Consider the following 26,125-nt stretch of genomic DNA (forward strand, 5'->3'; position numbering starts at 1 on the left):
CCACGCAAACGACGGCGAAGCTCATGCCAGCCCACCGAGGGAGGGAGCGCAGCGAGCGACCGACCGGCCGCTTGCGGCCGTGCGTGGCAGAGTCGCCAACGGCCAGGGGGGTCTAAACAAGCCCCCTCCTAGGGGGCCACGCAAACGACGGCGAAGCTCATGCCAGCCCACCGAGGGAGGGAGCGCAGCGAGCGACCGACCGGCCGCTTGCGGCCGTGCGTGGCAGAGTCGCCAACGGCCAGGGGGGTCTAAACAAGCCCCCTTCTAGGGGGCCACGCAAACGACGGCGAAGCTCATGCCAGCCCACCGAGGGAGGGAGCGCAGCGAGCGACCGACCGGCCGCTTGCGGCCGTGCGTGGCAGAGTAGCCAACGGCCAGGGGGGTCTAAACAAGCCCCCCTTCTAGGGGGCCACGCAAACGACGGCGAAGCTCATACCAGCCCACCGAGGGAGGGAGCGCAGCGACCGACCGACCGGCCGCTTGCGGCCGTGCGTGGCAGAGTCGCAGACGGCCGCGGGGGTCTAAAACACCTAAAACTTCTTCCAGCGCGTCAGCGCCACGCGACGGGTGCCGGGCTCGAGCGACAGCGACCAGCTCCGGCGACCGGTCGCGGTCTTGACAGTGAGCTTGGCGCTCACCGGCTCCTCGGCGTTCACGTCGGGCCGGGTGACCTCGATGAACACGGTGCCGTTGACCTCGCGCATGGTCATGATCTCGACCCGCGCCGCGCCGTTGTGCTCCTCGCGGACGCGCACGCCCTGGGGACGAAGGACCGAGAGCCGGCGACCGCGGTGATCGACGAACGCGAGGTCGAGGTTCTCGTCGGCTGTCCAGCGCAGCTCGGCGCGGAGGTCGGCGCTGGCGTGTATGCGGCTCGATTGGCTGGCGAGCGATGGGGTCACGATGGTCTTCTCGGCCCGGGTCAGGGCCTTCTTGCCCGCGCTCGAAGTCACGCGCTCGCGGGCATCGCTGAGCGCGGCCCGAGCCTCGGTGATGCGCCCCGACTGGGCCAGGCAGCTGACGAGCTTGGCCGCGTGGTCACCGTCGGTCGGGTCGATGCTGACCAGCGCGCGGCGGTGCGAGCAGGCCCGCTCGAAGTCGCCCGCGTGGGTCAGGGCCTCGGCCATGCGCCCGTGCATCCTGGTCGAGAAGGGCTCGACTTCGAGGGCGCTGGCGTAGGCGCGCAGGGCCAGGGGATCGCCGCTGGCTGCGATCTGGTCGGCGTGGGCCAGGAGCGCGGGGGCGTGGTCCGGGTCGGCGGCCGCCCACGCGGCGGTGAAGGCTCGCGCCTCGGAGTGGTTGTCGCGGATCGCTCGGCGCACGAGGTCGCGGTGAGCCTTGCGGCTGCTCGGGTTGGCGTCGCGGACTCGCTCGAGCTGCGCGATCTTGTCGAGCTCGGTGGTGGTCGGCCCGCCCGCGTCGCGCAGGGTCATCTGGGGCCACTGCCACTGGCGTTGGTCCTTCTGGGGCACGTCCCAGCCGCCGGGGCTCGAAGGTGCTTTGGAGTCGGCGTTGTTCTTGCTCTTCTTCTTGGCCGGCGGGGCCGGAGCGAAGTCTCCGCCGCCCTTGCTCCTCGCCGAGTCCTCGCGCTTGCCAGCCGATGGGATCGAGGCGCTCGAGCCACTCGAGCTGCCGCCGCCGATCAGGCCGGAGGCGTCGCCCTCGTTGTCGTCGAAGTCGAAGCCGTCGAAGTCGTCCTCGGCGAAGGCCTCTTGTTCAGCCACGGCCGAGGCGTCGCTCGGCGAGCTGCTGGGCTCGAGGGGATCGAAGCCGTCGAAGTCGCTGAACTTGGGTGCGGGCGCGGGCGCGGGCGCGCCCGCGGGGCTCGGCTGAGGCGCGGCCTCGCTCTGCTCGCGCTCGCGGTCCTCGCTGGGCCCAGGCTCGAGCTCGGGCGTGGCCTCGCTCGACGCGCCCTCGGCTCGCGCTTCATTGTCCACCTCAGTCGCAGTCGCGGGGTCCTCGTTCCAGCTGTCCTTTTGACCCGCCTTGCGCGCGACGTTGAACTCTCGATACATGCGGTCGTTCTCGAGCACCAACAGCGCGGTGAAGCGCGAGAGCACGTTGTACTCGCGGGACAGCTCAACGATCCGCTCGCTCGCGGCCGCGCCCTCGGTCTGGGTCAGGTGGGTGATCTCGTGCTGGGCCCAGGTCCGCGGGAGGTGGGCGTGGACGCCCGCGCGACCCGACTTCGAGTATTCGGCGTCGAGCATGACCTGGAAGCGCTCGTCGACCTCGCCCGCGCCGCCGCTGCCGTGGAGCCGGACGTCGCCGCGGAGCATCGCCGCGTCGCCCTCGGCGAGCTTGCCGACCAGGGTCAGCGAGTCGCCGGGCCGCAGCGCCGGGATCGATTTGGGGTAGACGTCGGTCAGGCCCGAGGGTAGCTCGACGGCGAGATCGCGGGCCACGGGCACCTGCGCGCGCAGCCTCAGCTCGCGGGCGATGCTGTCGAGGTCGTCGGCGGTGTCGGCCTGGATCAGGTCACCGCCGCTTTGACGCACGAGCTTGTCGAGGATGAGCAGATCCGAGCGCGCGCCGAGGGCCACGGCCTGAACCCGGAGCCGGCCGAGCTGCTCGCGGGCGAGCTCGCCGAGCTCGTCGGGGGTCAGCGCGCCGGAGGTCGGGACGCCGTCGCCCATGTAGACGACGACCTGCTCGACCTCGCCCTCGGGCTCGCCGAGCATCGCGCCGGCGCACTCGAGCATGTTGCCGATGTCGCTGGCCCCGGCGAGGACCTGGCGGTTCAAGAAGCGATCGACCTCGGCGAGGGTGTCGGGGCCGCCCGCGGCCGCGCGCGACACTGCCTGGAGCCCGCCGTCGAGGCGATCGCAGCCCGTGTCGCAAGCGAGGAGCGTGAAGCGGTCGTCGGGCTCGAGGGTCGCGAGCATGGCCTTGGTCATGCCCTGGGCGGCCGCCCACAGCTCGGGCGTGGTCCCGTGGCTGCGGTCGAGCACGAAGGCGTAGTGGACCGGCTCGGGCTCGGCGCGCAGCTCGAGGTCAGGGCGGAGCGTGAGCATGAAGTAGCCTTGTCCGTCACGGTCGCGGTGGGTCGCAGCGAGCACACGCCGCTGGTCCTCGCTCGGCAGCGGCACGTCGACGCCGAGCTCGTGGGTTGGCTGGTAGTCGCGCTCGTGCATCGACAGCTCGAGCCCGGCGCCCGACTCCGAAGACTGCCCGCGCGCGCGCGTACGCTGGAGCTCGGCCATTGGCGTGCTGACCTTGTCGAGGGTCTCGGCGTCGAGGCCCGCGTCGTCGATCGTCACGTTGAAGGTGAAGTCGCCGATCTCCGTGGCCGTGGCCCCGGACCCACCCATCGGGTAGCGGTAGCGCAGCGCGTCACCGACGGCCGGCAGCACCTGCGTATAGGCGATCTTGATCCGGCGCTCACCCTTGCCCGGGATCGGGAAGATGTTGAGCTTGAACACGCTGCCTTGCTCCCACTGCAGCAGCGCCGGATCCCGGGGCACGGTCGCGTCGACGATCTGGCGGAAGATCTGCCGGGCGCGGCGCTTCTCGAGCATCTCGCCGCGCATCCACTCGTCGCCGACGAGCAGCTGCAGATCCGAGATCGAGGCGTCGGACGGGAGCGGGAACTGATAGATGCCTTCGAGGGTCTGGCCCGAGTCGTTGTGAAAGGCCTGCTCGATCTCGGTTCGGGCGATGCGACCGGAGATCGTGACCTCGACCTTCTGCTCGGTCAGGCGCAGCGACTGGCGCTCGACCTTCGAGCCGGCCCGACGCGCGACCAGGCTACCGACCCCCTCGGGCAGGTCTGCGGCGATCCTGGCGCTGCGCTCGAAGGACTCGGCCCAGGCGGCCTCCTGGAGCGGGGCCAGGCTCAGGACCGGCGTGAACGCGGCCGCGAGCAGGGTCTCGTCGGGCGGGGTCTCGGGCCTCGTGGTTGGGGCTGCGGGCGTCGAGATGCTCGCGCCCGGTCCAAGCGGGATCTCGCGGCCGGCCGTGTGCAGCATCGCGCGACCCTGGACGACGCCGAAGTGGCGGGTCTCGCCCGCGTGGTGGAGCTCGACCTCGCCGCGCTCGACGACGAGGCGGTCGTCGGCGGTGAGGACCTCGAGCGGCGCCGCGTCGGCGAGGACCACGAGGCGCCCGCGCGTGAGCTCGACCTGGGCGAGCTGCTCGGCGTCGGACTTGGTCGTCGGCAGACGCAGGCGGCTGTCTTCGTCGAGGCGCAGGCGCTGACCGCCGCCGAGCTCGAGCTCGACTCGGGTCCCGCGGGGCAGCTCCAGCCACTGACCGGCGTGGACCGTCGCGCCCTCGCCCAAGAACGCGCCCTCGGGTAGATCCGGCGAGCCGACCCCCCGGCTGCCGCGGATCTTGGTGATCTTTCCGACCTCGGCGGCCTGCTCCGCGGTCCCGGGATCAGCTTCGCCCTCGGCCGCCCCTGCGTCCGGTTGGCGCTGACAGCCAAGCGGGGCCGACAAGGGGAGGGCGAGGGCGAGGAGGAGGCTGGGGCCTCGGAGGATGGTGCGGGCGCGGGGGGTCTCGGGCATTGTTGGAGCTCTCTCGTGCAGGGGCGGCGCGTCGCGGCCGAACGCCAGGTCGCGGTGACGACTTTCAGGCGATTTTGGCCCGTTTTGGGCCGACGACTGGATCAGCTGCGCGGTTTCGCGCAGCTCAATCCACCTCAATCCACGTCGCGCAGCTCGAGCGCCGGATCGGCGCCAGCTGGCGGCAAGTTCTGCCGCGGTCGCGCGTCCCCCCGCCGCGTCGGCCCGGGCGTGTTGTACGGCCGCCCGAGCACGCGCTGCATCAGCGTCCGCGTCCGCCACGAGAGATAGGTGCTGACAAAGGTCGGCACGAGCTCGGGATCGAAGTAGGGGTTGGGCAGATCCCCGAGGCGCACGAGGGCGAGGACCTGTTCGGCGACGCTGACCGGGCAGCCGGTCAGGTGGATGAAGTGCCCGCGTCGCAGCACCCGCATGTCGCGGTAGACGCTGGCGATCTTGACGAAGATGTCCTGGTCGCGGGCGTCGAGGGGGCTCATGCCGCTGCGGTCGCGAAACAAGCTGTCGATCGAGACCACGCCCGCGTCGCCGAGCGGGCCGCGGTACTCGGCGCAGTCGCCCATGAAGATGACCTTCTCGCCGGGCGCGACGTCGAGGGGCTGGTCCCACTTGCCGAACACCACGTGGGTCCGCGGGATCTTGTCGCTCGCGGCCGCGTCGTAGATCCGGAGGATCTCGATCGCCTCCTCGAAGGCCCCGGGGCACCCGCCCCAGCAGTAGTCGCTGCCGCCCTCGGCCTTCGACGGCCCCGGCGGCGTGCCCCCGTAGGCGCGGATGTTGGTGTCTTTGAAGTACTCCTCGACCCGGATCCGCCCGACGCGAAAGCCCTTCGCGCGCCGCTGGGCGTCGGCGAGGCTGACGTCGCCGTCGAGGGTGATCTCGCTGAGCTCGACGGGGCCGAAGCCGCGCTCGTAGGCGAGACGGATGTGATCGACCGAGAGGGGATCCAACCCGATGATCCGACAGCAGACCGCGTCGACGGCGACCTGGTTGTCGGCCATGATCACGAGGCCCAGATCAAAGGGGATCGGGGTCAGCATTCGGCCCTCGCCAGCCGTGATCGCGTCGATCGCGATGAACTGCGGCTGGATCACGTACTGGAGATCCGCGACCTTCTCGTCGAGCTGGTAGTGGTGGTCGAGGAGCCGGTGGCGGTCGTCCTGGATCCCGATGTAGGACTTGAGGCTGAAGGTCACCGTGGTCCAGGGGTGGGCCTTGAACTTCGGGCAATTGACGAAGAAGTCGGCCTCGGCCACGACCTTGGGCGTGTAGAGGCTGTCGCGGAGGCGGCTCGGGTGGTAGAGCGGGATCTCGACCTGGGTGACCTCTTCGAAGTGGACCAGATCCACGCCCGCGCGCCTGGCCATCTCGCGGTAGCCGCCCTCGCCGAACGCGAGGCGCGTGGGCATGGTGATGCCCGAGCGCTCGCCGACCTGCAGGGTCCGGAGCTCGCCCTCGTCGCGGTCACGCAGGGCCCCGAGCACGCCCTCGACTAGCTCGGGGCGGGTGTATGCGTGGGGGAAGCGTGGGCCCGAGGCGACGACGTTGGGCTTGAGCAGGGTCTGGCCGTGGGGGCGCAGGCCGAGGCGCTCGAGGCCGTCGCGGGCGATGCTGCGGATCCGCGCGACGTCGTACTCGCGGCAGTCACGGAGGATCACCGTGGGTCGCTCGGCGGGGGGCGCAGGCGTCATGGGATCAGGCTAACATTGCGGGGGAGGACGCAGAGCTCGTCGCGCCCAGAGTTGCCTTCTGTAAGGTGCTGGGTCGAATCCAGCCGGCTCCACCTCCTCAAACGACGAGCGGGCAGCTCCGGAAACTCCGGAAGCTGCCCGCGGGAGTGAGCAGTCCGTTCCGCTCAGGTCGAGGGCGGGCAGTCCTTGTCGGGCTGGAGGATGATGTCGGGAATGAACGGCGTCATGTTCATCATCGTCGACGCCGCGCCGGTCAGCTCGGTGGAGCTGAGCACGTACTCGTCGTAGTCGTCGGTGATGTAGTAGCGCAGCGTGCCGCCCCGGGTCTGGTAGGTCTCGGTCGTCTCGTCGTCCGGCGTCACGTCGATCTCCCAGTTGCCGCTGGTGTACTCGATGTCGATGAGGACCTGGCTGAGCGTGCCGAAGTAGATGTTCAGCGAATTGTCGGTCAGCGTGAGCCCGCCGGTGGGGTCCACGATGTAGACGTCGCCGGTCGTGACGTCGATCTCGAGGGCGATGACTGCTGTCTCGCAGGGCGGATCATCGTCGTCGTCGCCGGCGGCGATTGGGGTCGGCTGGTCGCTCGTCAGCGGCGCAGCGGTGCTGACCGCGGGGACGGCCAGGGCTGCGAAGAGACCCAATAGGGCCAGCCGTCGAGGTAGGTTGTGGGTGTTTTTGATTGTGATGTTCATGGTGTGTCCGTGTTCTATCGACACCGGGCGCGCTGCCCAGTGAAATGTGCTCTGTCTAGCTACCAATCTAATGCGTCGATGCGCCGGCCGAGATGTCGGCGTCCACTAAGCTCAATCCCAACGCTGCACGCTCGGCGACATCGATGTCGAGGTGCTCAATCCACGTTTCGATTTGCTCGGGTGTAAATGGCGTGGAGCTCCGCGCCTGCTGAAGACGCGTGAGCATGACCGGCTGGAGCTCCCCGCGTCGATGCGCGATCAGGGCGCGGAGCAGGGCGTAGCTCAGATCGTGACCGCCGAGGGCTTTGGGCTCGAGTTCGTCGAGCTGGGCCAATTCGGCGTCCGCAAGCTTCGTCTGACCACGGCGCAATGCGAGCTCTGTGCTTTGCAGGCAAGCCGCGACGAATTCTGGCGAGCCGTGCGCGCGAGGAAGCAGCGCATCGAGCTCTTCGTCGGCGTCGTCGAGCCTGCCGAGCGCGAGCAGCAGCGTCGCGATTTGACTGCGCAGCCTCAGCACGCCGAGGTTGTTCGGTCCATAGTTGGGCTCCCAGGCTGCGAGCGCAATACGTGCCTGCGCGAGCGCCATTTCATTGTCGCCACGGATCCCGTAGACGGTCGCGAGCAAATGGGCCGTGTCGCCATGATCTCGATGACCGCGAGGCAGGATCTGTGCTTGGATCGAGGCGAGCGCGCGCGCGTGAGACTCGGCGGCGTCGAGGTCGTGGCGTTGCAAGGCCAGCTTCCCCAGGAGTAGTTCGGCCTTGGCGAGATCGCGGTGAGGGCGGCCGTGGGTCTGCGTCCAGATCTGGGCAGCTTGCTCGAGTAGTTCGACGACTTCTTCGTTGTCGGGGTCAGAGCGGCGCAGCGTGACGGCGAGATCGTAGAGCAAGGTCGCCGTCTGCGGGTGCTGCGGTCCGTAAGCGCGGTTGGCGGCTTGAACGGCTGAGCGCGAGAGCGCGATGGCCTCTGTGAGGTCGCGGGTCGAGACCAAGCGAGCCAGGTTGGATTGGTAGCTGGGCAGCTCGGGGGCGCTGGCCTCGTCCTCCTCCGCCTGTGCGATCGCTGCCCGGTACGCCAGCTCGGCCCCAACCACATCGCCACGCAGCTCCGAGAGCTGCCCCCGCGCAAACGCCAGCCGAGCCTGCGCCCGGGCCGAGGCCTCGACGCGGTCATTGGCGACTTCGGCTCGGCGCAGCTGCGCAGCCCCGGCCTCGGCGTCGTCGAGCTCGCTGAGCGAGCGCAGGGCGAGCTCCGTCCACAGATCCGCCGCCAAGTAGTCGTGATGGTTGCGCTCCGCCTCATCGATGGCTTCTTGCATGCGCTCGGTGCCACGCACGAGCGAGCCACCCACGATCTCCGCCTTGGCCAGCTCGCCGAGGGCCTCGGCAACAAGCGGCCCATACCCGAGCTCGCCAGCCGCCCGCTCGGTCTGCTCCGCCAGCGTCAGGCCCTCATCCACGCGCCCAAGCAGCCGCAGCTCCTGGGCCCGCACCACTTCACGCCGGAGGACCTCGACCTCATCGGCGATGGCCAAGGGCGGCGGCTTGACCCCGAGCAAGGCCAGCTCGTCCTCGCACGCCGCGGCGGCTGGGAGCTCGGCGACGGCCTCGACCGCCGCTGCGAGACCACCTGCGCTGCTACCGGGCGCGAGCAGGAGCTCGACCAGGTCTTGAACTTGCTGGCGCTGCCGAGTCAGGCAGGCGCTCTGCAATCGGCTGAGCTCGGGGTCGACGCGCAGCTCGGCGCTCTCGCGGCAGACTTGCTCGCGCTCGCCGACCCAGCTACTCGCCCAACGGTCGAGGCCAGCGAGGACCCGCTCGCGGCTCTCGACGGCGTGGCCCGCCTCGACGTCGCCGCCTCCGAGGCTGGCGAGCCCGCGCTCGAGCGCGGTCCGTCGCTCGTTGTCCCAGGTTCCTTCGAGTTCGCGCTCGACGGCCGCGCAGGGGTCGACCGCAGGCTCGCGGGTCAGGACCAGCGCGCCCACGGTCACGGCCACGGCGGCGGTCGCCGAGCCGAACCAGGCCAGCCGTCGCCGCCGCCGCGTGACCCCGTCGAGGGCCTCGAGCAGCGCGCCCATGTCGGGCCAGCGCGCCTCGGGATCTTTGCTCAACCCGCGCCGGATGATCCGCCACAGCCCGACGGGCGGCCGCGCGCGGCCGCGATGGCTCGGCGGGGTCGGGATCCCGCGTCCGAGATCGCGGAGGCGCGCGCTCGAGCTCGCGACCGAGAAGGGCGGCGCGTTCCACAGGGCCTCGTAGAGGGCGACGCAAAACGCGAACTGATCACTGCGCGCGTCGACCTGCTCGCCGAGGAGCTGCTCGAGGGGCATGTAGCGGATCGTCCCCCGGATCGCCCCGGTCACGCTCAGGCGCATGTCGGCGCTCAGCTCTCGACCCGCTCCGTCGTCGAGGAAGGGCCGCCGCTCCTCGCCCGCGAGGGCCAGGCCGAAGTCGGCCACGCGCACGCTGCCGTCGGCGCTGAGCAGGACATTGTCGGGCTTGAAGTCGCGGTGGACGAGGCCGGCCTCGTGGGCCGCCGCGAGGCCGCGACCGGCGGCCAAGAAGCGCTCGAGCACCGCCCGCCAGGGCCGTGGCTGCTCGGCCAACCACACGCTCACGGTCTCGCCGTCGACGAACTCCATGGCCACGAAGGTGCGCTGCTCGTGCTCACCGACCTCGTAGACCTGCACGACGTTGGCGTGAGACAGCCGCGCAAGCGCCCGGGCCTCGCGGCGCAGCCGCTCCTGGTCGCGCTCGTTGGCCGAGCTGCCCAGGACCCGCTTGATCGCGACCTGACGGCCGAGGTCGTCGTCGTGGGCCAGATAGACCTCGCCCATCCCGCCGACGCCGAGGCGCCGCTGGATCCGGTAGCGTCCGATCTGCGCTGGCTTGCCGCGGCCAAACAGCTTCCGGCGCGCGTTGCTGATGACCCGACGGTGCTCGAAGCTGGCCTTGCGCGGGATCGCAGCGAACACCGCGTCGTCGTCGGCGCTGTCGCGCTCGACGTCGTCGACGGTCGGCGTGTCGAGGCGCATGTGTTCGTCGGTGACCTCACCGTTGAGCTGCTGCGGCTGGGTCGCTCGCTCACTCATGCGCGCCCCCTGCTGCCATCGGCGCAGCTGCAGCACCTCTCCCATGTTCACGTCGGCCATCAGGTTTCCTTGCTCGATGGTCCAAGTGCACGGCAGCCATGATTGTCTCAATTTATTTTAATGTTTTTTCGGATCAGCCCCAAAACGGTCGTCGAGACCATCTAGAGGCCGATCTGACTCGTGTGTGGCCCTGGCAGCCCTCGCTCCCCGGCGAAGGCGCCTGGGTCGGGGCGAGTCCGCGCGTGCGCCAGCTGCGCCTCGCGTGTCCTGCGGTTGGCGTGCGTAACACGGCGCGATATCGCCCTATGCTTGCCACCCGTGAGAGTGTTCCTCCATATGAGCCAGGAGGCGCTAGCAGCCCGTGGTGCAATGCATCGTGTCGCCTCGCGCCGGAATGTTCGCCGAGGGCGCGAAGCCAAAACGCCGATGTACCGGGCGTACTGCAAGTTTTGGCGACAAAGCCCTCGGCGAAAAGGCCAAGCGAGGCGGCGCGAGGGATTGCACCACGGGCTGCTAGCTCAGCGGCCGGTCGAGCAGCGGCCCGAGCCGCCCGCGCAGGCGCGCGGCCCAGCCGTCGAGGCCCTCCAAGGTGCTGCGGAGCAGGTCGGGCGAGGCCGCGATCGCGGCCATGGTCTTGCCGAGCTGCTCGCGCGCGCGCTCCAACCGGCTCCGGGCCGTCGACGCTGGGATGTCCATGACCGCGGCGATCTCGACGCCCTTGAGGCCCTCCCAGTAGAACAGCTCGAGGATCACCTGATCGTCGATCGACAGCCGCCGCAGGGCCTCGAGCAGGAGCCGCTGCTCTTGGCGGTCCCCGGCGATGGTGCTCGGCCCGGGGAGCAGCGTGGCCATGGAGTCGACGTGGGGGTTGACCTGCCGATCACGGATCAGCCCGCGTAGATGCTCGCGCAGGACGTTGCGGGCGATGCCGAGCACGAAGGCGCGAAAGGCCACGCCTTCGCGGATCCGCTCCCGGCCCTCGATCATGCGCAGGAAGGTCGACTGGATCAGATCGTCGACGCCCTCGGGGAGCTTGTTCTCGAAGAAGCGGGCGACGGCGTCGGCGTGGCGATTGAACAGGCGCTCGCCCGCTCGGTCGTCACCGCCTCGCCACGCCTCGAGCAGGCCGGCGTCGAGTTCCCAGTCTCCGGGCACGTCGCGCGATGGTAGCAAGTCGCGAGCCGTCGCGAACCACCGTGGTGGCCCGTCAGCGGGGAGGGGTCCAGCCCTCAGACCGCCGCCGGGATCTTTGGGGTGTCGAGCTTGGCGAGGGCCGCGTCGATGTCGGACTGGCTCAGGGCGTGCTTTTGCAGCTTGCCGTCGAAGTAGTCCTGGTACGCGGCCATGTCGAAGTGGCCGTGACCGCAGAGGTTGAACAGGATCACCCGGGCCTCGCCGGCCTCCTTGGCCTCGTTGGCCTGGCGGATCGCGGCGGCGACCCCATGGTTGGCCTCCGGCGCGGGGATGATGCCCTCGGCCCGGGCGAAGGTCACGCCGGCCTCGAAGGTCTCGAGCTGGTCGATCGCCTGGGCCTCGATGACCCCGTCGCGCAAGAGCTGGCTGACGAGGGCGCCCGCGCCGTGATAGCGGAGGCCGCCCGCGTGGATCTTGGCCGGGACGAAGGTGTGGCCGAGGGTGTACATCGGCAGCAGCGGCGTCATGCCGACCGCGTCGCCGAAGTCGTAGCGAAACACGCCGCGGGTCAACTTCGGGCAGCTCGCCGGCTCGCAGGCGATCGCCCGGATCTTCGCGCCCTCGCTGAGCTTGCGGTGAAGAAAGGGGAACGCGAGCCCGGCGAAGTTCGAGCCGCCGCCGAAGGGCGCGATCACGACCGCGGGCAGATCCTCGCCGGCCTTCTCGAGCTGCTTGATCGCCTCCTGGCCGATGATCGTCTGGTGGAGCAGGACATGGTTGAGCACGCTGCCGAGGCTGTAGCGGGTGCCCTCGTCGGCGACGGCGCGCTCGACCGCCTCGGAGATCGCGATGCCGAGGCTGCCCGGGCTGTCGGGAGCTTCGGCGAGGATCTTGCGGCCGGCCTGGGTCCGCTCGCTGGGGGAGGGGATGACCTCGGCGCCCCAGGTGTTCATCATTAGCTTGCGATAGGGCTTTTGGTCGTAGCTGATGCGGACCATGTAGACCTCGCACTCGAGCCCGAACATCTGACACGCGAAGGCCAGGGCGCTGCCCCACTGGCCGGCGCCGGTCTCGGTCGTGATCTTCGTGACGCCCTGCTCGGCGTTGTAGTAGGCCTGAGCGATCGCGGTGTTGGGCTTGTGCGAGCCCGAGGGGCTGCCGCCCTCGTACTTGTAATAGATGCGCGCGGGCGTATCGAGGGCGCGCTCGAGGTTGTGCGCGCGAAACAGCGGCGTCGGTCGCCACAGGGTGTAGGCCTCGCGGACGCGCTCGGGGATCTCGATGAAGCGCTCGACCGAGACCTCCTGCTCGATCAGCTTCATCGGGAACAGCGGCGCGAGCATCTCCGGGCCGATCGGCTCCCGGGTCCCGGGGTTCAGCGGCGGCAGCGGCGGAGTGGGCATGTCCGCGGCGACGTTGTACCAGTGGGTCGGGATCTCGGCTTCACTGAGGGTGATCTTGCGTTGTTTGGTCATCGCGGTCCCAATGGCTCTTGTTCTATCACGCCGGGCCCTTTTGCGGACGCCGGGCGCGTGGCAGGCTGGTGTGAGCGTGACTGAAGCGAACACCCACCTCGAGATCGACGCCAGCTTGTGCGGTGAGATCGTCGTGCTCGGCGAGGGCACGGCACAGGTCGAGCTGCGCACCGACCCACGCATGGCGGCCGACGAGCGCGGCCTCGTCCACGGCGGCTTCGTGTTCGGCGCGGCCGACTACGCGGCGATGCTCGCGGTCAACGATCCCAACGTGGTCTTGGGCGCAGCCAAGGTCATGTTCACGGCTCCGGTCCGCGTCGGCGAGCGCGTCCTCGTCCGCGCGAGCGTCCGGGCCCAAAAGGGCCGCAAGCACGAGGCCGACGTGGAGGCTCACGTCGGCACGACCCGGGTGTTCAACGGCACCTTCAGCTGCTTCGTACTCGACAACCACGTGCTGGACGGCAAATGACAATGAGTGAGATGGACGGCGGACAGATCATCGCGAGCGTGCTCGAGCGCCAAGGCGTGCGGCAGCTCTACACCCTCTGCGGCGGGCACATCTCGCCGATCCTGGTCGCCTCGAAGCAGCTCGGGATCCAGATCATCGACGTCCGCGACGAGGCCAGCGCCGTGTTCGCGGCCGACGCGACCGCGCGGATGACCGGGATCCCCGGCGTCGCGGCGGTCACGGCCGGGCCGGGCCTGACCAACACGATCACCGCCGTCAAGAACGCGCAGCTGGCCGAGTCGCCGGTCGTGATCCTCGGCGGCGCGACGGCGACGGTGCTCGAGGGCCGCGGCTCGCTCCAAGACATCGACCAGGTCGCCCTCATGCAGCCCCACGTCAAGCAGGTGTTCACGCCCCGAGCGGTGCGCCAGCTGGTCCCGACCCTCGAGGGCGCGTTTCGGATCGCGCGCGAGGGCGTGCCCGGGCCGGTGTTCGTCGAGGCCCCGGTCGACCTGCTCTACCCCGAGGCGACCGTGCGCGAGTGGTACATCGATCAGGGCGGGGTCAAGGAGCCCAAGAACCTGGTCGGCTACGCGACCCGGGCCTACCTCGAGCAGCACCTCGCGCGGCAGTTTTGGGGCGCGCCCGGACCCAAGGCCCACGCGCCCGAGGTCATCCCGATGATGGAGGCCGGTCGGCGCGAGGTCGAGAAGGTCGCGGGCTGGATCCGCGGGGCCAAGCGCCCGGTGTTCGTGGTCGGCAGCCAGACGGTCTCGGTCGCGGCCGAGGTCCCGGCGATCGCGGGCGCGCTCGAGTCGATCGGCGCGCCCGTGTGGCTGGCCGGCGGCGCCCGGGGCCTGCTCGGGCGCGAGCACTCGCTGCAGTATCGCCACAAGCGGACCAAGGCGCTCAAGGCCGCCGACGTCGTGGTCGTGTTCGGCTTCCCGCTCGACTTTCGCCTCGGCTACGGGCGCTCGATCGGGAGCAAGGCCAAGCTCGCAACGGTCAACCTCGGCGTCGAGGCGCTGTCGATGAACCGCAAGCCGACGCTCGGCGTCCACGCCCACCCCGGCCGCTTCATCACCCAGCTCGCCGCGAGCCTCGACGGGGTCGACGCCGGGCGCTGGCAGCCGTGGTTTGGCGAGCTGAGCGAGCGCGAGGACGCCCGCAACGCCGAGATCGTCGAGCAGGGCAAGGCCGAGCTCGACGGCGTCAACCCGATCGATCTGTTCTTGCAGCTCGAAGAGCTGATGGCCGAAGACAGCGTGCTCGTCGTCGACGGCGGAGACTTCGTCGCAACCGCGGCCTACATCGTCCGCCCGCGCAAGCCGCTGTCGTGGCTCGACCCTGGGGTGTTCGGCACGCTCGGGGTCGGCGGCGGGTTTGCGGTTGCGAGCTGCGCCGTCCGGCCCGAGGCCGAGGTCTGGCTGATCTACGGCGACGGCTCCTCGGGCTACTCGCTGGCCGAGATCGACACCTGCGTGCGCCGGGGGCTGGCCCCGATCGCGCTGATCGGCAACGACGGCTCGTGGCAGCAGATCGCCCGCGACCAGGTCGAGATCCTCGGTGACGCCTGCGGGACCGAGCTGCGGCGCACGGCCTACCACACGGTCGTCGAGGGCTACGGCGGGCGCGGGCTGCTGCTCGATGATCCGGCCAAGATCGGCGAGACCCTGCGCGAGGCCCAGGCGATCGCCAAGGCCGGGACGCCGGTCGCGATCAACGTGATGATCGGGAAGACCGATTTTCGCAAGGGCTCGCTCTCGATGTGAGCCCCGGGCCGTCGCCACGCGACTTCAAGCGCGCGAGGAGGGCGTCGAGCTCGTCTCCTACCCGTCCGGGCGCTCGACAAGAACTTGCTCGCTCGCCAGACTGGAGCGCATGAGCTCGCCTGTGACCCGCCTCGTCTTTTCGCTGCCGATCCTCGGTCTCGCGCTCACGGCTTGCCCGGGGACCGCGGCCGACGGCGAGTCGGGCACGAGTGAGTCGGGCACGAGCGCGAGCGGCGAGTCGGGGACCGAGACCACGACCACGACCGCGACCGAGACCGAGACCGCTGAGACCGCGGACACCGAGACCGGCACCGACACCGACGACGACCCGCCTCGGCCCGCGCGCCTGGTCATGACCTCCGACTGGCGGGCCAAGCGGGTCTCGCTGCTCGACTACGGCGCGCTGCGTGACGGCGCGGCGACCCGGGACGAGGCCCTGTGGAAGACGATCGAGCTCGACGCCTACGAGCCTGGCCCGCTCGAGGCCGAGCTGACCCCCGATGGGACCCGGGCGGTGATTGCGCTTGGTCCGGGCTTCTTCGCCGGGCCTGTTGGGGGCCTCGCGGGCGCGGGGGAGGGCACGGTGCCCGAGGGCGGCGGTCTGCTGATCGTCGACGTCGACGAGGCCACGGTCCTCGCCGAGCTCGACCTGGCGCAGTACCCGATGGGCGTTGCGATCACCGACGACTCGAGCGCGGCGTGGACCGCCAACTACGGCGGCAACGGGCAGTCGGGCACGACGATCAGCCACATCGATCTGAATTCGCTGTCGATCGTCGAGGAGTACGAGGTCGGCCCCAGCCCCGAGCAGCTCGACCTCGACGGTGAGCTGGCGATCGTCAACACCGCGGGCGACGGCTCGGTCCGGCTGTTCGGGATCGGTGACCCGCTCGGGACGATGTCGGCGCCCGCGGTCGTGTCCAACGATCCCTCGTGGGTGTTGTTTGTCGGGCCCGGAGATACGCGGGCGATCGCGGTCAACTCGGTCGGCGCGCCGGGCTACTCGTTGCTCGACATCGCCGACCCCTCGACACCGACCGTGCTCGAGTCGATCGAGGTCGTCGGCATCCCCTATGCCGCCGCGCGCGGGACCACGGACACGCAGATCATCCTGTCGGTGCTCGTGGGCACCCAGACCCACCTCCTGCGCTACGACAGCGCGACCGGGGAGCTCCTCGATCAGATCGAGATCGATGCGATGGGCTTCCCGCTCGGCATCGTGTTCGAGCCCGCCGACGAGCTCGCGCTCGTGCCGATCCCGGGCGCGAACGTGCTCGTCGTCGCCGACTTCGGGGCGGGCGACTACCGCGAGCTCCCCTGGCAAGGTGAGGCCGGGCCGACCTACGTCGCGATCGAGTAGCGCGGTGGTCGAGGGGTCGTGTCGAGGGTCGAGGAGCTCCGCGCGCGCTGGGGTCCTACGGACGACTCGCGGGGGCAGGGGTCCGAGGGCGTTGAGGTCGGCGCAGGGTCAATCCCGAGATGAGCAGCACGAGGGCGGCGACGCCGAGCACGGCGTCGTCTTCTTGGGCCATGGAGCAGCTGCCAGACTTGTCGCCGCCCTGCTTAGCTTCTTTGGCGTTGTCGCTCTTGTCGCCTTTGGTCTCGGGCTTGGTCTCGGGCTTGGTCTCGGGCTTGGTCTCGGGCTTGTCCTCGACGGGGCGGGGCGGGGGCCGGTCGGCGAGCGCGGCCGCGGAGCTGCCAGCGATGAGAAGAAAGGTGGCCAGGGTGGCGAGCTTGCGCATCACCGCGAGCATAGCGAAAGCTCGCTCCGGTTGGGGTGTGGTCGACCGCAGCCCCAGCCGAGCAGGCGCTCAGGTGGGCCGCGCCCTCGCGCTTCGACGGCCGCTCACGATCAGCAGCCCGGCCGCGATCAGCTCGAGCGAGCCATGGCAGCGAGCGACGCGCAGGTAGCCCGCGCGGGCCTCGGCGAGGTCGAGACAGGCCCACAGCGCCACCGCAGCGGCGCCGAGGGTGAACAACCCCAAGACCCACGGCCCGAGCTCGGCCGACAGGGCCCGATAGCTGGCTCGGAAGGTGCGGGGGGTCGGCTGGCCGCGGTCGTCTTCGGGGATCAGCCGAAGCCACACGCCGTAGTGAACCGACTGCGCGAAGCAGTAGAGCAACACCAGGCGCAGTCCCCAGGGCCCGTCGACGCCGGGCGCCAAGGTCGCTAGGTGGGTCCGCGCGTCGAGGCCCTCGGGCAGCCCGGCCGCGAGCGCCGACGACCACGCGAAGTCGCCGAGGCCGAGGCTCAGCCCGACGCTGGCGAGCACGAAGGCCGCCAGGACCCAAACGTGGCGCCCGGTCGTGCGCGCTCGCCAGGCGGCCCACAGCGCGACGGCGACGAAGTTGTGGGCGTGGGCGAAGATCAGATCGGCGGTCGAGCCGATCGCCCTGACGCCGGCTGCGAGCGCCAGCGCGCCGCCGACGACCGCCGCCCGCCGGAGCCCGGCGCCGCGATCGACAGGGCACCAGATCGCGCTCGCGGCCACGCCGAGCAGCCCATACTCGAGCGGGGCACCGCAGGCCATCGCCAGCAGCGGGAGCCCGGCCGTCACCCACAGCGCGCGCTCGCGGTGCCAGCCCGGGCGGACGACGCAGTAGCGCAGATCTGCGAGGAGGTGGGGGACCCCGAGCACGATGGGGCCGAGCGCGAGCAGCCACAGGGGCGCGATGAGGCTCAGGCTCAGCGCGAGGAGGACCGCCGACACACCGACCGCGGCGACCCGTAGCTCTCGCTCGCCGACGAGTCGGCTCGAGATTGGCATCATCGCTCGCAGCACGCGGACGCGCGCTCGATCGAGCGGGACCAGGACGCGCTCGATGGCGTCGCCAGGGGCGCGCAGCGCTGCGGGCACGGCCTGAGTCATGGCCCGGATGATACCCCCCGAAGCGGGTCCCCTGTGCCTGAAGTTCCTGGCAAAGCTCCAGCCCGAGGGGACCAGGCTCTCTCCTGGCCGGGGAGGCCAGCCATGTCCCCTGGACTCATTGAAGTTTCTTCGTTCCAGGGGACCCGCGCCTGGTGGAGGTTGTCGCGGAACTCGATTGGTTGAATCCGCCTGGTCTGATCACGAGATACGGTAAATTGAGAAACTCATGAATGTCTCGACGGTGGACCGCTGCGGCTCGCAAAGACGAGCGACTGGTGTCGATGGCTCAGCGAGCCCGAAGCTCGGTGTGACGCGCCTGTTTCGGTGGGTCCTCCGCGGCGCTCGATTTCGTCCAGACGCGACGGGCGCGGGCGACGGGGGGCTGGGGTGTCACGGCGCGCTTCGCTGGCGCGGACACTGACGGACTTCCTGCACCCACCGGCATAGCCAGGATGGTCATGGCCGCGCACACCTTGCGCACCCGACCAATCACGCGCAGGCCTATTCTCTCATCGCGTATGGCGAGCGTGGTTCGGGCGTGGCTGCGCATGGATCACCCGACCCACTCGACCCACTCGACCCAAGCGAGCTGGGCCACGCGTGGACAGCACGCAGCGATCAACTCTCAACGTATATCCTTGCCCGCATGCCCCTGACCTCCGCCGAAATTGCCAAGCTCGAAGAGCCTCGTCAGGCCAAGATCCTCGCCGACTCGACCCCGACCGTGCGGCCCTTCGCCGGTGGGGTGATGGGCTTTCACGAGCCGGGCTCGTGGCAAAACCAAGCTTGCGGTGTCGGCCTCGAAGGTCCCGTCAGCGACGACGAGATCGACGCGATGATCGACTTCTACGAGTCGCGCGGGGTCGAGGCGCGGGTCGAGCTCTCGCCCTTCGCCCACGAGACCCTGGTCGCGGGGCTGGCTGCGCGCGGGTTCGTGGTCCGCGAGTTCGAGAACGTGCTCGCCCGAGAGCTGCCGCCGGGCGAGGAGCTCGAGGGCGCGCTGCCCTTCGGGCGTCCAGCTGGGCTGGAGCTCACGCGGATCGCCTCGTCGGACCACGACTCGCTCGAGCTCGCGTCCCGCCTCACGCTGAGTGGGTTCTTCCCCGACGGCCAGATCCCCAAGTCGATGCTCGACGCGTGCAGGCGGACGCTGGCGCTCGAGTCGACCCTCGTGTACCTGGCCACGATCGACGGTCAGCCGATCGCCGTGGGCTCGGTCGGCGTCGGCGGCCGGGTTGGGAGCCTGATGGGGGTGTCAACGCTGCCCGGCTTTCGTCGCCGCGGTGTCCAGCAGACGCTGATGGTCACGCGCCTGCTCGACGTGCGCGAGCGCGGCTGCGTGCTCGCCACGATCGGCTCGCGGCCGGGGATCGCTACCGAGCGCAACGCCATGCGCGTGGGCTTTGTGATGGCCTACACCAAGGTCACGGTCGGTCGGCCCCTGGCGCGCGAAGCGGGCCTCGGCGCGCCGTAGAGCGAGGCGTCGGGCTCGGCTCAGTGCTTTCGGTAGTCGAGCTTGGTCCGCTCGGGCGTGGCGAGGAACGCCGCCTCGTCGGAGACCACGGCCTTTCGCTGCTTCTCGATCGCGTCGATGAAGTAGACGAAGTCGAGCTGCGCGGCGGCGGTCCCCCGCTCGGTCACGAATTGCCGGGCGAGGTCGTTGGCCGGCAGGGTCGGGCGCCCGGCGACCTCGACGAGGTCGAGGTCGAGGCCGTCCTTGCCCGCGGCCGGTCGATAGGCGCGCCAGACCAGCTCCGTACACACGAGCGCGTGGTCCGTGGCGAAGTCGAAGTCGAAGTCGTAGGGCCGATCGAGGTACGAGAACGCGTCGACGATCGCCTGGGCCTTGGCCTTCTTGGACAGCCGGGGCCGGAGCGCGGCGAGGTAGTCGCCGCTGGCGTGGGCCATGGTGTTGAACACCACGCCCTCACTGATCGCCTCGATCACGCGATAGGGCTGGCCGTGATCGTCGAAGGAGTAGCGAAGCCAGCGCGAGGGCCAGCGACGCCCGATGTAGGTCGGCAGGTCGATGGCTTCGCCGCTCTGCTCGCGGACCCAGGCCTCGACCTCGGGGTCATCGAAGTAGGCGGTGAATTCCTCGGGCGTGCCGATGTAGAGGATCGCGTGGGGCCAAAAGCCCGGCAAGCCGACGTTGCTGACGTACCAGTTCTTGCGTGAGAGCAAGATGTCGCCGGGCTCGAGCTGGGCGACGGCCTCGTCTTGTAGCTGCTCGTCGATCAGATACCAATTGACCCGGCGCACGCGGGTGTCGCCCATCCACTCGGCGACGCCCTTTTGGGCCGGGTACCAGACCCGTCGGACGCCGCGCTGGAGCAGCTCGGCGTCGCTGCCGATCGACGTGGTCCCGGCCGAGAGCACGCCGAAGCCCTCGATCAGCACGAGGTGGCGCTCGACCCGATCCCACAGCCACGCGTAGCCGATCGCGCGGGCTTCGGCGCGGCCGTTCATGGCCTGTTCGAGCCAGCGCAGGTACTGCTTGCCCGCGATCACCCGGGTCGCGTCGCGGGCCCCCTGGAGCTGCTGACGAAAGCTGGAGTAGGAGTCCTCGCCGAGGCCGCGGTCTCGGTGGGGGGCGTCGAGGTATTTGACGACGTTGCGATTTTGCTCGATCAAGAGGACCAGGCGCGTGGCCTTTTCGTAGAGCGCGAGCTCGGACGCGAAGGTCAGCAAGAAGCTGCGCAGGTGACGGCTGCGCTGGGCTCGCGAGGGGTCGAAGCGGTACCAGTCCTCGTAGAAGATCCGGATCTGATCGAGGGCGAAGGAGTAGGCGTAGATCGCCTCCCAGGCGTCGAGGACCAGGCGCTCCTCGTCGGAGCTCAGGACCGCGTCGGTCTCGAACAGCTCGGGCCGGGCCTCGAGCAGGACCAGGTAGCGCTCGAGGCCAGCGTCGAACTCGTGGTAGGCCTTGCTGTCGAGGAGGTAGGTCTCGTCGAAGTCGTCGCGCGAGAGCTCGGTCAAGGGGCTGGGCTGCTGGACCCAAAACAGGGCCAGGCGCCCGAAGCCAGCCGCGAACGCGAGCGCGGTCGCGGCCAGGATCCGGCGTCGGACCACGCGGCCCTCGGGCGTGCGGCGAAAGGCCTTGCCCTGCAGCGCGCGGCCGCCCGCGATCGCGATGAGCGCGAAGGCGCCGACGATCAACAGCAGCGAGAGCATCGAGGGCAGCCACGGGGTACCGCGGTCGGCCAGGTAGAAGCCCAGGGCCGCGCCGACGCACGCGGGGAAGGTCCAGACCCCCACGCGGTGGACGACGAGGCCGATCTTTGCGTGGCGCGGATCGACGCCGTCAGGTTCCAGGTGGGGCACGCGCGGCGACTCTACCCTGGGGGCTGGCAGAGATCTTGGCCGCATTCATGGCGTTTCGCTCGCGCGGCCAGAATAACCTAGACTCGGCCTCAGATGGCCAAGATCTCGAAGAAGGAAGCGCTCGATTTCCACACCCAAGGACGCCCCGGAAAGATCGCCGTCGTCCCGACCAAGCCGCTGACCAGCCAGCGCGATCTGTCGCTCGCGTACTCGCCCGGCGTCGCCGAGCCCTGCCTCGAGATCGCCGAGGATCCGACCAAGGTCAACCTCTACACCGCGCGGGCCAACCTCGTCGCGGTCATCACCGACGGGACCGCGGTCCTCGGGCTCGGCGACATCGGCCCGCTCGCGTCCAAGCCGGTCATGGAGGGCAAGGGCGTGCTGTTCAAGAAGTTCGCCGACATCGACGTGTTCGACCTCGAGCTCGACGCCAAGAACCCCGACGTGTTCATCGAGTGTGTCGCCGCGCTCGAGCCGACCTTCGGCGGCATCAACCTCGAGGACATCGGCGCGCCCGAGTGCTTCTACATCGAAGAGGAGCTCAAGCGGCGCATGAAGATCCCGGTGTTTCACGACGACCAGCACGGCACCGCGATCATCTCGGGCGCGGCGCTGCTCAACGCGGCGATGCTGACCGAGCGCGAGCTCGGCGACATCAAGATCGTCGTCAGCGGCGCGGGGGCGTCGGCGGTCTCGTGCTCGCGCTTCTACATCTCGCTCGGCGTCAAGCGCGAGAACCTGCTGATGTGCGACAGCAAGGGGGTCATCCACACCGGGCGCGACAACCTCAACAGCATCAAGCAGGAGTTCGCGCGCGAGACCGACAAGCGGACCCTGACCGAGGCCCTCGACGGCGCCGACATGTTCCTCGGCCTCTCGGTCGGCGGCCTCGTCAAGCCCGAGATGATCGCCAAGATGAACCCGAACCCGATCATCTTCGCGCTCGCCAACCCCGAGCCCGAGATCCCCTACGCCGAGGCCCGCGAGGCTCGGCCCGACGCGATCGTCGCGACCGGGCGCAGCGACCACGACAACCAGGTCAACAACGTGCTCGGCTTCCCGGGCATCTTCCGCGGGGCCCTCGACGTCCGCGCGACCCACATCACCGAAGAGATGAAGCTCGGGGCCGCCCGCGCCCTCGCCGAGCTCGCGCGCAAGGACGTGCCCGAGGTCGTCAACCGGGCCTACGGCGAGGACTACAGCTTCGGGCGCAACTACATCATCCCCAAGCCCTTCGATCCGCGGGTCATCCAGTCGGTCGCGCCGGCCGTGGCCAAGGCCGCCGTCGAGTGCGGCGTCGCGCAGATCCCCTTCGACGAGGCCACCTACCGCGAGCACATCCGGACCCTGCTCGGGGGCTCGACCGCGGTCATGCGTCGCTTCATTCGTCGGGCGCAGCAGCAGCCCAAGACCATGGTGTTCCCCGAGGGCGAGGATCCGCGGATCCTCGAGGCCTGCCGGATCATGATCGACGAGCGCATGGGCCGGCCGATCTTGCTCGGCGACGTCGACAAGATCCGCGAGACCATCGCCAAGCACGAGATCGAGCTCGAGGACGGGGCCTACGAGCTCGTCAACCCCCAGACCGACCCGCGCCTGGCCGACTACGCCGCGCAGCTGTTTCGCCAGCGTCAACGCAAGGGCATCGACGAGCACATGGCCCGGACGATGATGCGGCGCAAGAACTTCTTCGGGACCATGATGGTCGAGCGCGGCGACGCCGACGGCCTGGTCTCGGGCATCCAGTACTCCTACCCCGAGACGATCCGCCCGGGCCTCCAGATCATCGGCCTCGCCCCCGGGGTCCGGCGCGTCGCGGGCATGTACCTGATGCTGCACAAGCGCGGGCTGTTGTTCTTCGCCGACACGACCGTCAACCTCGACACCGACGCCGAGCTGCTCGCCGACGTCGCCGAGATGGTCGCCGACGAGGCCAGGAACACCTTTGATGTGGTGCCCCGGGTCGCGCTGCTCGGCTACTCCAACTTCGGCTCGGCCCAGGGCGCGACCAGCGACAAGGTCGCGCACGCGGCCAAGCTGCTGACCACGCGGCGGCCCGACCTCGAGGTCGAGGGTGAGCTCCAGGCCAACGTCGCCCTCGACTACCACCTCCAAAAGCACAGCTACCCGTTCACGCGCCTGACCGGCCCGGCCAACGTGCTGATCTTCCCCAACCTCGAGGCTGGGAACGTCGCCTACAAGCTGATCCGCGAGCTCGGTGGCGTGCCCGCGGTCGGCCCGGTCTTGCTCGGCATGGCCAAGCCGATCTCCGTGCTCGAGCGCGACTGCTCCGTCGACGCGATCGTCCACATGATCGCGCTGACGGTGGTCCAGGCCCAGATGAAGCTCGTCCAGAACCCCGCCGCGAGCTGAGCACGACAGCTCAGTCGAGCGACGCGACGATCGAGATCTCGAGCGAGATGGGCTGGCCTTCTCGCTCGAGCTCGAGCGCGAAGGTCTGCTCGTCACGCAGCGAGGCGTAGGCCGCCATCGCGTTGTCGATGCTGGTGATCTCGTGACCGTTGACGGCGCGGAGCAGATCGCCGTTTTTCAGCCCGAAGCCCTTCAGCAGGCTGCCGCGGCGGATGCCATAGAATTTGAAGCCCACGGTCTCGCCGTCCTCGACCGACGGGACCACGCGCGCTTGTCGAGCCAGGGTCGAGGGATCCGCGAGCAGCTTGTCGACCTGCGCGCGGGTGATCTGGCAGTGCTCGGCGTCGGGGCAGCGGAGCTCGTCGATCAGCTCCGTATCCGGCGCCGATCCCTCGCTCGTGGACGAGGGCTCGCCCGCGAGCGCTGGCCGGAGGGGCTCGGACGGCGAGCTGCTCGAGCCAGGTGAGTTGCGCCAGCTCAGATCGCTGCGAAGCTTCAGCTCGATCTCGCTGCGTTGATCACCGCGTTGGTAGACGATCACGACCTCGCGCGGGCCCTCACCGTAGCGCGCGCGCAGCTGCTCGAGCTGCGTGGCGGGGCTCATGCCGTCGACGCTCAGGAGCACGTCGCCGTCGCGCAGTCCGATCCGCTCCCACGGCGATCCCGACGGGATCCCGGACACCTGCAGGGCTCCGCCGGCCGAGCGTCGAAACTTCAGAGGCGAGCGCCCGGCGACGACCGGGTCGAGGGCCAGGCGCACGACCCAGCCCTCGGTCTCGACTCGCGCTCCACCGGGCGCGACCTCAATGCTCTGGTCGAGCAGGGTCGCAAGGCTGTGCTCGTCGACCCACGAGGCCGAGGCCGACGCCGACGCCGACGCCGCCTCGGTGTCGGTCGGCTTCGGGTCCGCCGTGCTCGTGGACTCTTGCGCGGCTTTGCACGCGCCGAGCCCGAGCGACAGGCAGCACGAAAGAACGAGGTGGAGGCTGAGCTCGCGCGGGGACACGCCGCGGATGGTAGCAGCTGGTATCGAGCTCAGTCGGGCCTCGCGGTCGCAAAGACCTCGAAGAAGCGGTCGTGGGCCTCACCCGAGCCGCACAGATAGAGCGCGTCTCCACGACCGAAGGTCAGCCCGGCCCCGAGCTCGGTCAAGGTCTTCTTCGCCCGCTCGATCGCGACCACCGTGCAGCCCGTCCGCTCGAGGATCCGCGCGTTGCCGAGGGTCAGCCCGACGAAGGGCTCGGCGGTGGCCTCGAACACGCGGATCCGCGGCTCGATCGCGATGAACTGCTCGCCGAAGAGCTTGTGGCCGAGCAGCTGCGCGGTGACCTGCGAGATCGACAGGGCGAAGTCGGCCCCGGCTCGGTGGACACGCTGGACGTTCTCGGCGCGATCGACCGAGGCGATGATCGGCAGGTCCGGGGCGAGGTCGCGGATGATCGTGACCGCGAACAGCGTCGTGCTGTCGTCGGACAAGGCGAGGATGACCGCGCGCGTGCTGGCCAGCTCGATGCTCTCGAGCACCTGCGGGTCGAGGGCGTCGCCACACACGTCGAGGCGCTCGTGCACGTCGCGGGCCAGGACCTTGACGCCCTCACCCACGCTCTCGAGCATCTCGACCAGCTTCTGCCCGACCTCGCCGAAGCCGATGACCAACAGCGGGCTGCTGCGATCGAGGGGCTTGGCCAGCTCGCCGAGCCTGGCCAGCGCCTCGGCGGTGCCGAGCGCGACGACGATCGCGCCGGCCTCGAGCTTGGTGTTGGGATCGGGGTGCCCGCGAAATTCACCGCCGACCCACTGACCGACGATCGTCGCCCCGGTCTCGCGGCGCAGGTGAAGGTCGGCGAGGCTGTGGCCGGCGAGGGGCGAGCTCGGCTGGATCCGCAGCTCGGCGATCTCGATGTCTTCGCCGAGCAGCTGCACGCCAGTCACGCGCGGGGCGATGCGCTCGCTGGCCTTGGCCGCGAGCCCCGCGGCCAGCGAGTGCATCGGGCTGTAGACCGCGTCGGCGCCGGCCAGGAGGATCGGGCGGCGGTGCTTGGGCGTGTCGACGAGCGCGAAGATCTCGCCCTCGAACCCGCGCTGGCGGGCCATCGCGATCACGGTTGCGTTGTCGTGATCTTCGCCGTTGGCGATCAGCGCCCGACAGCGCTCGACCCCGGCGAGATCGAGCTGCCCCTCCTCGAGGCTGGCGTAGACGACCAGGTGGCCCTTGTCCCGCAGCCAGCGCGCGCGCGACTCGTTCTCCTCGAGGATCACCGCGGGGATGTTCTGACGGCCCATGTCGACGACCAGAGACGACACCGCCGGACCCCAGCGGTAGACCAGCACGAAGTCATCGAGCTCGGGCAGGTTCTGGGACAGGCGCGCCTCGAACCGGGTCTCGAACCACGGGATCAGCACGATCGGGACGATCGACAGCGTGACCGTCAGGCCAAAGAACTGCACGACCGCGACGTAGACGACCATCGCCGGGTGCTGCCAGCTCGAGTCGCTCCCGTACCCCGTCGTCGTCAACGTCTCCGTCGCCCACTCGAGGCTGTGCCAGAAGTCCCGCTCCTGCCCCTCGAGGTGCCGCATCCCAAGCATGTACCCCGTCGCCGCGAGGATCAGCGTCATCGTCAAAAACGCGAGCAGCATGAACAGACGGTTGAAGGGACGACGCATGCCTCTGGCCAAGCTCTCGGATCCCCTACAGCTTCGCACACCCCCAGCCAAAAGCCCCCCAACTC

16 protein-coding genes are annotated in these 26,125 nt (G+C 69.8%); 5 read left to right on the top strand and 11 right to left on the bottom strand.

Annotated features, from left to right (window positions below; translation table 11 throughout):
• Positions 1-530: 530 nt before the first annotated feature.
• The 6 genes from ENSA5_RS04355 to ENSA5_RS04380 form a co-directional block, all read right to left on the bottom strand.
• Entirely contained in the window at positions 531-4,508 is a 3,978-nt protein-coding gene (locus ENSA5_RS04355; RefSeq protein WP_106390284.1) for a VIT domain-containing protein, read from the bottom strand.
• A gap of 134 nt (positions 4,509-4,642) precedes the next feature.
• Positions 4,643-6,214 (bottom strand): DUF362 domain-containing protein, encoded by a 1,572-nt coding sequence (locus ENSA5_RS04360; RefSeq protein ID WP_106390285.1) that lies wholly within the window; start codon positions 6,212-6,214, stop codon positions 4,643-4,645.
• A 164-nt stretch (positions 6,215-6,378) separates the two neighbouring features.
• A complete protein-coding gene (locus ENSA5_RS04365; protein WP_146155315.1) occupies positions 6,379-6,906 on the bottom strand; it encodes a hypothetical protein in 528 nt (175 codons plus the stop codon).
• Positions 6,907-6,973: 67 nt separating this feature from the next.
• Positions 6,974-9,997, bottom strand: a complete 3,024-nt coding sequence (locus ENSA5_RS04370) for a serine/threonine-protein kinase (RefSeq protein ID WP_181197360.1) — start codon at positions 9,995-9,997, stop codon at positions 6,974-6,976.
• A gap of 513 nt (positions 9,998-10,510) precedes the next feature.
• The gene (locus ENSA5_RS04375; RefSeq protein WP_258182731.1) at positions 10,511-11,152 is read right to left on the bottom strand and encodes an RNA polymerase sigma factor; all 642 of its coding nucleotides are present in this window, start codon (positions 11,150-11,152) and stop codon (positions 10,511-10,513) included.
• A gap of 74 nt (positions 11,153-11,226) precedes the next feature.
• Entirely contained in the window at positions 11,227-12,606 is a 1,380-nt protein-coding gene (locus ENSA5_RS04380) for a TrpB-like pyridoxal phosphate-dependent enzyme (protein ID WP_106390288.1), read from the bottom strand.
• 76 nt (positions 12,607-12,682) lie between these two features.
• Between ENSA5_RS04380 and ENSA5_RS04385 the strand changes: the two genes are divergently transcribed.
• The 3 genes from ENSA5_RS04385 (at position 12,683) to ENSA5_RS04400 (ending at position 16,186) form a co-directional block, all read left to right on the top strand.
• A complete protein-coding gene (locus tag ENSA5_RS04385) occupies positions 12,683-13,075 on the top strand; it encodes a hotdog domain-containing protein (RefSeq protein WP_219906728.1) in 393 nt (130 codons plus the stop codon).
• Between the two features lie 11 nt (positions 13,076-13,086).
• On the top strand, positions 13,087-14,826 hold the full coding sequence (locus ENSA5_RS04390; RefSeq protein ID WP_258182732.1) for a thiamine pyrophosphate-binding protein: 1,740 nt from the start codon (positions 13,087-13,089) through the stop codon (positions 14,824-14,826).
• A 109-nt stretch (positions 14,827-14,935) separates the two neighbouring features.
• A complete protein-coding gene (locus ENSA5_RS04400) occupies positions 14,936-16,186 on the top strand; it encodes a YncE family protein (RefSeq protein ID WP_146155316.1) in 1,251 nt (416 codons plus the stop codon).
• Between the two features lie 55 nt (positions 16,187-16,241).
• Here ENSA5_RS04400 and ENSA5_RS04405 read toward each other — a convergent pair whose 3' ends face one another.
• Complete coding sequence (locus ENSA5_RS04405; protein ID WP_146155317.1) at positions 16,242-16,568, bottom strand: hypothetical protein; 327 nt, start codon at positions 16,566-16,568, stop codon at positions 16,242-16,244.
• A 69-nt stretch (positions 16,569-16,637) separates the two neighbouring features.
• The gene (locus ENSA5_RS04410) at positions 16,638-17,696 is read right to left on the bottom strand and encodes a hypothetical protein (protein ID WP_106390293.1); all 1,059 of its coding nucleotides are present in this window, start codon (positions 17,694-17,696) and stop codon (positions 16,638-16,640) included.
• A gap of 646 nt (positions 17,697-18,342) precedes the next feature.
• On the opposite strand from ENSA5_RS04410, the gene ENSA5_RS04415 reads away from it, so the two are divergent.
• Complete coding sequence (locus tag ENSA5_RS04415) at positions 18,343-19,170, top strand: hypothetical protein (RefSeq protein ID WP_106390294.1); 828 nt, start codon at positions 18,343-18,345, stop codon at positions 19,168-19,170.
• 20 nt (positions 19,171-19,190) lie between these two features.
• Here ENSA5_RS04415 and ENSA5_RS04420 read toward each other — a convergent pair whose 3' ends face one another.
• On the bottom strand, positions 19,191-21,020 hold the full coding sequence (locus tag ENSA5_RS04420; protein WP_181197361.1) for a YiiX/YebB-like N1pC/P60 family cysteine hydrolase: 1,830 nt from the start codon (positions 21,018-21,020) through the stop codon (positions 19,191-19,193).
• Positions 21,021-21,113: 93 nt separating this feature from the next.
• On the opposite strand from ENSA5_RS04420, the gene ENSA5_RS39900 reads away from it, so the two are divergent.
• Positions 21,114-23,393 (top strand): NADP-dependent malic enzyme, encoded by a 2,280-nt coding sequence (locus ENSA5_RS39900; protein WP_106390296.1) that lies wholly within the window; start codon positions 21,114-21,116, stop codon positions 23,391-23,393.
• A gap of 10 nt (positions 23,394-23,403) precedes the next feature.
• Here the strand turns inward: ENSA5_RS39900 and gspC are convergent, their stop codons facing one another.
• The gene (gene gspC / locus ENSA5_RS04430; protein WP_106390297.1) at positions 23,404-24,399 is read right to left on the bottom strand and encodes a type II secretion system protein GspC; all 996 of its coding nucleotides are present in this window, start codon (positions 24,397-24,399) and stop codon (positions 23,404-23,406) included.
• Between the two features lie 29 nt (positions 24,400-24,428).
• A complete protein-coding gene (locus tag ENSA5_RS04435; RefSeq protein ID WP_106390298.1) occupies positions 24,429-26,060 on the bottom strand; it encodes a potassium channel family protein in 1,632 nt (543 codons plus the stop codon).
• Positions 26,061-26,125: the final 65 nt, after the last annotated feature.

Source organism: Enhygromyxa salina (assembly GCF_002994615.1).
In the GTDB taxonomy this organism is placed as follows: Bacteria; Myxococcota_A; Polyangia; order Nannocystales; family Nannocystaceae; genus Plesiocystis; species Plesiocystis salina_A.